We start from the raw sequence: 7010 nt of genomic DNA, 5'->3' as shown, positions 1-7010 counted from the left end.
TCAAACACTAGGCTTATGGCACTAACTTCTGTAGTTTTATTGATGGTTGCTTTATTTATTCATGTTATTTTAACATAACTACTCTTGGAGAGCCTGAAAGTTTTAGGCTTATTCCTGCCAGTCATATTGGGCTAAGTGGGAAAGTCTTGGGTTATATATTTTCTTTCTGCCTACATATTGTTCAGAGATGAATAGAATCGAACTAGAGTGGCAACAACTCAAAAAACATGAAATTTCTGGACAGATGTTTGATGATGAATTAGACCTAGCTTATGCAGTTATTGATGGGATAGATGCCAGAGGAGAACGAAATAATTACCGTACAGAACGTTTCAAATTCAACAATTATTCCTCTTCTTAACATTACTTTACACATTTTGGTTTTCCTCCGCCCACCTACTTAAACAAGAACTAATTAATGCGAGAAAGAGTTATGGTACTAGTTCGTTACAACCCCTGGCAAGAATTGAACGCTTTAGAACGTCACATCAACGGCTTACTTGGAGATACCAGAGTAGCACCTGCACGGTTTGACAGAGACTTTATCAAAGTTCCGGCTGCTGAACTACAAGAAACTGATGATGCGATTTATTTGAAGCTAGAACTGCCAGGACTAGACGCTAAAGACCTAGATATTCAAGTCACTGAAGATGCTGTTCATATTAGCGGTGAGCGCAAGTCTGGAACTAAAACCGAAAACAATGGCACAACATCGAGTGAATTCTACTATGGTAAATTCCAACGTGTAATTCCTCTATCTGCTAGGGTTCAAAATACCAATGTCACCGCAGATTATAAAGACGGCATCTTGAATCTGACACTGCCCAAGTCTGAGCAAGAAAAGAACAAAGTTGTCAAGGTTAATCTCGAACTTCCTGCTGCATAGTGTGAAACTTCTCTACCGACAATGATTGATTGAGATAATGAAAGCCCAGTTATGAGATGACTGGGCTTTTTTGTATGCGATCGCGGGAGCATCCTCGCTTGAATTGGGGCGATCGCGCAGTGTTGGAGGTAATCACTATGCTTTTATCGCTGATCTCAAAAATCGGTAGAGTGAGTAAAACTACCCAACAGCTTTGGGGAGTATCGTCGGTAAGCATAACCGCTTGAGATCCTCTCCCGGAAGTCAAGACAAAAGAAGTGCTGGAACGATAAGAAGACTTGATTTTGGATGATTTTCCATGATAATCTGCATTTGCTCGTTAAATTACGGTTTGCCGATAGTTGTATAGTATTTTAAATAGCATACTGTGCATACAGTATTTTTTATAAAGCCATAGTTGGCAGAAGTAATTCTAAAACTGTCTTGTAAGAATTCTTATGGTCATTACACAAAGACGTAAACTTGGACGGTCTGGACTAGAAGTATCACCACTATCTTTTGGTGGTAACGTGTTTGGCTGGACAATTGATGAGAATAGTTCATTTGAGATTTTAGATAACTTTATAGCGGCGGGAGGTAATTTTATTGACACAGCTGATGTGTATTCTAAGTGGGTTGCAGGAAATCTTGGTGGAGAGTCTGAGACAATTTTAGGAAAATGGCTCAAGCAGCGTGGTCATCGTGACCAAGTAGTGATTGCAACTAAGGTTGGCAACGATATGGGTGTTAAAGGCAAAGGGCTTTCTCGCAAACACATCCAAGAAGCTGTTGAAGACTCATTACACAGATTACAAACTGATTATATTGATCTATATCAATCGCATATCGACGATGAAAACACTCCACTTGAAGAAACCCTTGAAACCTACGCAGAATTGATTCGTCAGGGAAAAGTACGTGCAATTGGTGCTTCCAACTATAGTGCAGAGCGTTTATTACAGGCATTAGAAATTAGCCTAAAGCATGGTTATCCTCGGTACGAAAGCCTTCAGCCCCGTTATAACTTGTATGACCGAGATGGTTATGAGCAGGATTTACAACAAATTTCCCAAGAACACTTAATTGGTGTAATTAGCTATTCTTCTATAGCTAGTGGGTTTCTCTCTGGTAAATACCGCTCAGAAAAAGATTTGTCTATTAGTTTGCGTGGTAGCTCGGTCAAAAAATATTTAAATCCTCGTGGTTTCCGAATTCTAGAGGCAATTGATCAGGTGGCAAAGATTTATAATTCTACTCCTACCCAAATTTCTCTGGCGTGGCTCATTGCTAATCCTACCATTACCGCACCTATTGTTAGTGCAACAAAGGTTGAGCAACTCAACGATATCATCAAAGCTGTCAATATAAAGCTCGACCAAGACGCTATTGATCTTCTCAATCAAGCCAGTTCCTCAAATACCTAGTTCAATAAACTGTGATATTGCTTATATTCTTTGAATAGTCCAGATTAAGCTAATCTGTCGTTTAACGGGCTGTAATTCGTTCATTTACCAAGCTTTTGGAGTGTTCTATTTAGCATAACTTTAGTAAATTAGCTTTGTCTCCTGTAAAATTAACTACTAAATATTACTTGTTGTCTGAATACCTACATATTCCGAATTCGGGAATTGCACCTAACTAATCCCACCTACCATGCCACCTAATGCGCCACTGTAAAAGCATCCTCATCTGAATGAGTGTTACCGAAATATCGGACAAAGCAATCAAAGGATGTCACTGTGATAGTAATGTAGTTGGTTCTTTACTTAATTACTTAACTTATTTGAGTAGAAAAGGATGAAAATTCAGGTTTGTGGCATTCCTGACATCTTGCACCTGGGTCAAAAACCGGGTTTATTAAGAATATCAGAGGCTGAAATCCTAGATTCTTGGTTAAAAAACCCAGTTTTTAGGTCTTATTGAGAATAGTCGAAGATATGAGATTCCCATAATGGGAAAGTTATTTTCAACCTTCTTGACAAGCTACTATCCTGCCGGATGCGATCGCAGATGCGATTTTAACAGAATTGCTGCGGCAATGAGCAGGATGTATTTGAAAATTGGCCTTGTTTAGATCACTTAGGCGCACGGAAACCAGCTTGTTGTGCTGTTGCTGGGTCTTTAAAACAAATATCCGGCTTGACTTTTTCATAATCTAAGGTTTTGGGAAGGTGGTAAATGTTGCCTCTCTTCTTGGTAATTTTGCCTTTTACCAGTGCATCACTTGGGCAAGTTGTTTCGTTTTGTGGTTTCACTCCAAGATTTTGTGCTGCTGCTAAAACTGCTGTTTTATTCGCCGATGCTGGCTTCTTAGAGCTAGAAGTTGTATTTCCAGGGACAGGACTAGCTGCTGTACTAGGAACAGGACTAGCTGCTGCACTAGAGGCAGGACTAGCTGGAGCAACAGCAGTTGGTGTTTGAGGCGTAGTGCTAGTAGATTCTTCAGGTTTGGGACTACAACTACTTAGCATCAGTACTGTAAATAACGTTACCACCATGCTCAGTTGACGAGGTTTAAGTTGATTGTTCATTGGCGTTAATTCTCTAATATTTAATTCCCAATATTTTACCCAATACTGACTTCATCACTCTTGCGATCGCCCTATCCCCCAGAATTACTCAGGCGCTTGTTTGGCGTGGGCATAGCTGGTGTGTAAAGATGTAGCCCCGTGGCGTTTAGTCGCCAACGATTCGTGACAAGCTGCGCGGTATTAGTAACATCAGTCATGCTTCCGGTGGGAGTCTGCTGGGTATGTGTCAACATAGATACAACATTTAAATTGCAAACTCTACCGTTTGGCAGGATTTATTCTTTTATTGAATCGCTGATAAAGCTTGTTTCACTAACGCTTTGAACGTAGCATGAAAATAACACAGTTAAACAATCGCTATCAAGTTATTCAGGTACTGGGTGCTGGTGGGTTTGGTGAAACCTTCCTCGCAGAAGATACTCATATACCTTCTCGCCGTCGCTGCGTGATTAAGCAACTCAAACCCATCGCCAACGACCTACAAACCTACCAAATGATTCAACAAAGGTTTGAGAGAGAAGCTGCAACTTTAGAGTATTTGGGTGAACATAGCGACCAAATCCCCAAACTCTATGCTTACCTTTTAGAGAATGGGGAGTTTTACCTCGTGCAAGAATGGATTCAAGGCCAAACTCTGACAAAAATCGTCGAACCCAAAGGATTTGAGAGTGAAACTGCTGTTCGGCAAATTCTCTTGAGTCTGCTTTCAGTCTTAGATTAGGGACTTCCAACAAATAAATTATCCAATCTTGTGGGGTGGACAGCGTTCGACTGAGCGCTCACGCCGAAGTTTTGTCCGCCTTTGACTACCGGCGGGCGAGACACCCACCCCACAAGAAGTAGTTGAGTATTTTTTTATTTGGAAGTCCCTAACAACAAATCTAGAACACTACCAACCTGCTCACTTTAATGCTTGGTTAAGTTGTCAGTACCTTGATTGCTAAGAGCTTCCACTTTTCTTTCTAGCTTGTCTATTGCTTTCTCCTGCTCTTGCACAACTTTAGTGAGAACAGCCACAACATCCATTGAGGATAAACCCTTACGATCTTTAGTCGCCACTAACGCTGGTACATCCTCTGCAATAAATCCCACATGCTTTTCAGTTTTATCTGCTTTATATGCAAAAGTGACAGGATTTAGCTGTTGTAGGGTATCTTTAGCACTTGCCAAAGGTAGAGCGGAGATATCTTCTTTGTAATCACGACTGGATGCATTTGTCCACACACCACCATAGCTTACATAAGCGCCACTACCCATTTGTAGGGGAAACTTGGGATTTACGCTGCCAATACCAACATTGCCCTGTGCACCACCTGTTTGCAACAACACATTATAATTTACATCATCTGTACGTAAGTAAAGGTCTCCTGATGGGCCATCAGTGAAAATGTAGTTAGTTTTAAAAGCATTTGACAATTCAATAACCGCCGCGTTATTCGAGTCAGATTCAATTACTCGAAGTCTACGACCTATAATATCGCTAGTTATTTGTGCTGTCACAGGGTTTGAGAAAATACCAAAGCCTATTCCTAAACCGATAGACAACAATACTCCTAAAAGAAGTAACTTAACTTTACTCTTCCTAAATAACTGATTGACTGATAAAAATCCTGCTAATTTGAAGCTCATCATTATGCTCCTTATGTAAATCTGTAGCCGCAAAAATATTATATTTTACTTATGAACGATATTTTACCTATAGGAATCCTATTTGATTTTTGAAAAAGAGTAGGAGATAATACGGTTGAGCGTAAAAGTGTAAAAGCAGACAATGATAAATCAGCATCTACAAACTGCAACACTAAAGACGGAAGTGGCAACTGCGATCGCGATCGCGGAGTTACAGAATTTTATCGCAGCTTGTCGTGATGCTCGTGAGGCAAGAAAAGCCTTGGCGGTCAAGCTGGTTTACCAAGGTTACTTATACGAAGAAATCCAAACTATTTTAGATGTGTCTTTAGGCTCGATAACAGGTTGGAAACAAGCCTACGAGGAATATGGAATTAATGGACTGCGGTTAAACCACAAAGGGAGGAAAAGCCACCTGAATGCCGAACAGCGAGAAGAGGTGTTGAGTTGGCTCTCTACAAAGGACTGCTGGGAAGTGGGGGAATTGGAGTATAAATTAGCCTTCGAGTATGACGTGGTTTATGCAACCTATCATCGTTCCAAAGAAATTCAAGGGTTTTTGGATGAAGTTAATCAAGGTTTGACAATCGACCAATGGAAAATACGCTGTGTACGTTTTGCACCCAACTGTCCAGAACAAAATCCTATTGAAGATATTTGGTTACAAGCTAAAACATGGGTTCGGCGTTTTTGTGCCTTAATTCCCTCATTTTCACATTTGAAATGGATGTTTGAGTGGTTTATTCGACACACTACCTTTGATTTTGCGACCCTTGGGATGTACGGAGTTTTTTCAAAAATCAAATAGGATTCCTATATCTGTTCCAAGGCTTTATCAACCGCGTCTAACTGCTTACGATTCTCCCACTCCCGATAAGCCTCCGTGACAAGAGGATCGGTTCCTAACCCTGTGCTACTGCCTACCCTGCCTATGTGTTGGTGACAGGTGTACTCTGGATTGTTACCGCGCTTCACAATCCCTTTTAGCCTAGCTTTTGGGTTCCTCTTGAAAATTGGCTCGTTAGCTTGCCATTTTGCATACACATACCAATAAATTTCACCACCTTTTTTATACTGTTTACGCACCTCATATTGATGAATCCATACCCCAGGTTCAGATATTGGTGCATTGACTAGCTGCTGTCTGATTTCCTTTAGTTGGTGAAGCTTCTCTATGATTTGGTCAATGCGATCGCTCATGGCACTTACAAGAGTTATGCTTATTCAAAATTTTAGGGCATAACTCCTAAGCTATTACGCAGCTAAATTTAATAAACTGCATTACCTTTATTTTTAATTTTACGCTCCCATTTAATAATAAGACCTCCTTTATTTAGCAGTTTATTTAACAATTCTTCTAACTGTGTTACGGATTCAAATAATCTATGAGCTATATATTCTTTTGCAGAATGCCAAACCAATTCAATTAAATTATAATCTGGACTATACGGTGGTAAAAACTCCAAAATAATATTTGGCATTTCCGACTCAATACGAGCTAAAATATCTTTTCTCTTATGGAAACTAGCATTATCTAAGATAATAAGTATCTTTGCCGAATTATCCTTAAAACTTTCGATTGAATTTCCTTGTTCTCTCCATTCTTGTATGAGAAAATTATTCAATAATTCTAACTGTTCATAAAAGACATCTGCATTGCCCTTTTTTATGACAAAGTTAATTCTTTTTTTTGTCATGATAACGCAATCCTCCCATAATATTTACTCTTCCTCGTCTTCTTTGTCCTGTCACCTTTTTTCTGCTACCTTTCCTTCCCCATGTTTTTCTTCTTATCACTCTTAAACTAAATCCACTTTCGTCCCAAAACCATACCTGTAAACGCTCTGGAGTTTCTTTCGTTATTTTTAAATATTCTGCTAATTTTTCTTTGGGACTTCCAGAAAATAAACTATTCCATTAACAATAATGATAATCATTTTAAAGGGGGATGAAGGGGCAGCCTATGGCTGCCCCTTCATCCCCCT

8 protein-coding genes and 3 pseudogenes are annotated in these 7010 nt (G+C 39.7%); 5 read left to right on the top strand and 6 right to left on the bottom strand.

What is annotated here, in order from left to right:
- Nucleotides 1-145: 145 nt before the first annotated feature.
- Nucleotides 146-361 (top strand): annotated as a pseudogene (locus V7L05_RS29210) (transposase); the annotation flags it as partial.
- A 72-nt stretch (nt 362-433) separates the two neighbouring features.
- Nucleotides 434-886, top strand: coding sequence for an Hsp20/alpha crystallin family protein (locus V7L05_RS29205; protein ID WP_335169407.1), 453 nt, complete (start codon nt 434-436; stop codon nt 884-886).
- Between the two features lie 49 nt (nt 887-935).
- Here V7L05_RS29205 and V7L05_RS29200 read toward each other — a convergent pair whose 3' ends face one another.
- Nucleotides 936-1103, bottom strand: coding sequence for a hypothetical protein (locus V7L05_RS29200; RefSeq protein WP_335169406.1), 168 nt, complete (start codon nt 1101-1103; stop codon nt 936-938).
- A gap of 220 nt (nt 1104-1323) precedes the next feature.
- On the opposite strand from V7L05_RS29200, the gene V7L05_RS29195 reads away from it, so the two are divergent.
- Nucleotides 1324-2289 (top strand): aldo/keto reductase, encoded by a 966-nt coding sequence (locus V7L05_RS29195; RefSeq protein ID WP_335169404.1) that lies wholly within the window; start codon nt 1324-1326, stop codon nt 2287-2289.
- 651 nt (nt 2290-2940) lie between these two features.
- Here the strand turns inward: V7L05_RS29195 and V7L05_RS29190 are convergent.
- Together V7L05_RS29190 and V7L05_RS29185 are read right to left on the bottom strand one after the other, a co-directional pair.
- The gene (locus V7L05_RS29190) at nt 2941-3396 is read right to left on the bottom strand and encodes a sunset domain-containing protein (protein WP_335169403.1); all 456 of its coding nucleotides are present in this window, start codon (nt 3394-3396) and stop codon (nt 2941-2943) included.
- A 71-nt stretch (nt 3397-3467) separates the two neighbouring features.
- Nucleotides 3468-3629 (bottom strand): hypothetical protein, encoded by a 162-nt coding sequence (locus V7L05_RS29185; protein ID WP_335169402.1) that lies wholly within the window; start codon nt 3627-3629, stop codon nt 3468-3470.
- Nucleotides 3630-3727: 98 nt separating this feature from the next.
- Here V7L05_RS29185 and V7L05_RS29180 point away from each other — a divergent pair.
- Nucleotides 3728-4114, top strand: a pseudogene (locus V7L05_RS29180) (protein kinase domain-containing protein); the annotation flags it as partial.
- 188 nt (nt 4115-4302) lie between these two features.
- Here V7L05_RS29180 and V7L05_RS29175 read toward each other — a convergent pair.
- On the bottom strand, nt 4303-5028 hold the full coding sequence (locus tag V7L05_RS29175; protein WP_335169400.1) for a tail fiber domain-containing protein: 726 nt from the start codon (nt 5026-5028) through the stop codon (nt 4303-4305).
- A 139-nt stretch (nt 5029-5167) separates the two neighbouring features.
- Between V7L05_RS29175 and V7L05_RS29170 the strand changes: the two genes are divergently transcribed.
- Nucleotides 5168-5833, top strand: coding sequence for a helix-turn-helix domain-containing protein (locus V7L05_RS29170; RefSeq protein WP_335169398.1), 666 nt, complete (start codon nt 5168-5170; stop codon nt 5831-5833).
- 5 nt (nt 5834-5838) lie between these two features.
- Here V7L05_RS29170 and V7L05_RS29165 read toward each other — a convergent pair whose 3' ends face one another.
- Both V7L05_RS29165 and V7L05_RS29160 read right to left on the bottom strand, forming a co-directional pair.
- Nucleotides 5839-6225: a hypothetical protein gene (locus tag V7L05_RS29165; RefSeq protein WP_335169396.1), complete on the bottom strand. Its 387-nt coding sequence runs from the start codon at nt 6223-6225 to the stop codon at nt 5839-5841.
- A 68-nt stretch (nt 6226-6293) separates the two neighbouring features.
- A pseudogene (locus tag V7L05_RS29160) lies at nt 6294-6915 on the bottom strand (IS630 family transposase); the annotation flags it as partial.
- Nucleotides 6916-7010 lie beyond the last annotated feature (95 nt).

The organism is Nostoc sp. (assembly GCF_036917755.1).
GTDB lineage: Bacteria > Cyanobacteriota > Cyanobacteriia > Cyanobacteriales > Nostocaceae > Nostoc.
This window is presented reverse-complemented; position numbering and strand designations above follow the sequence as displayed.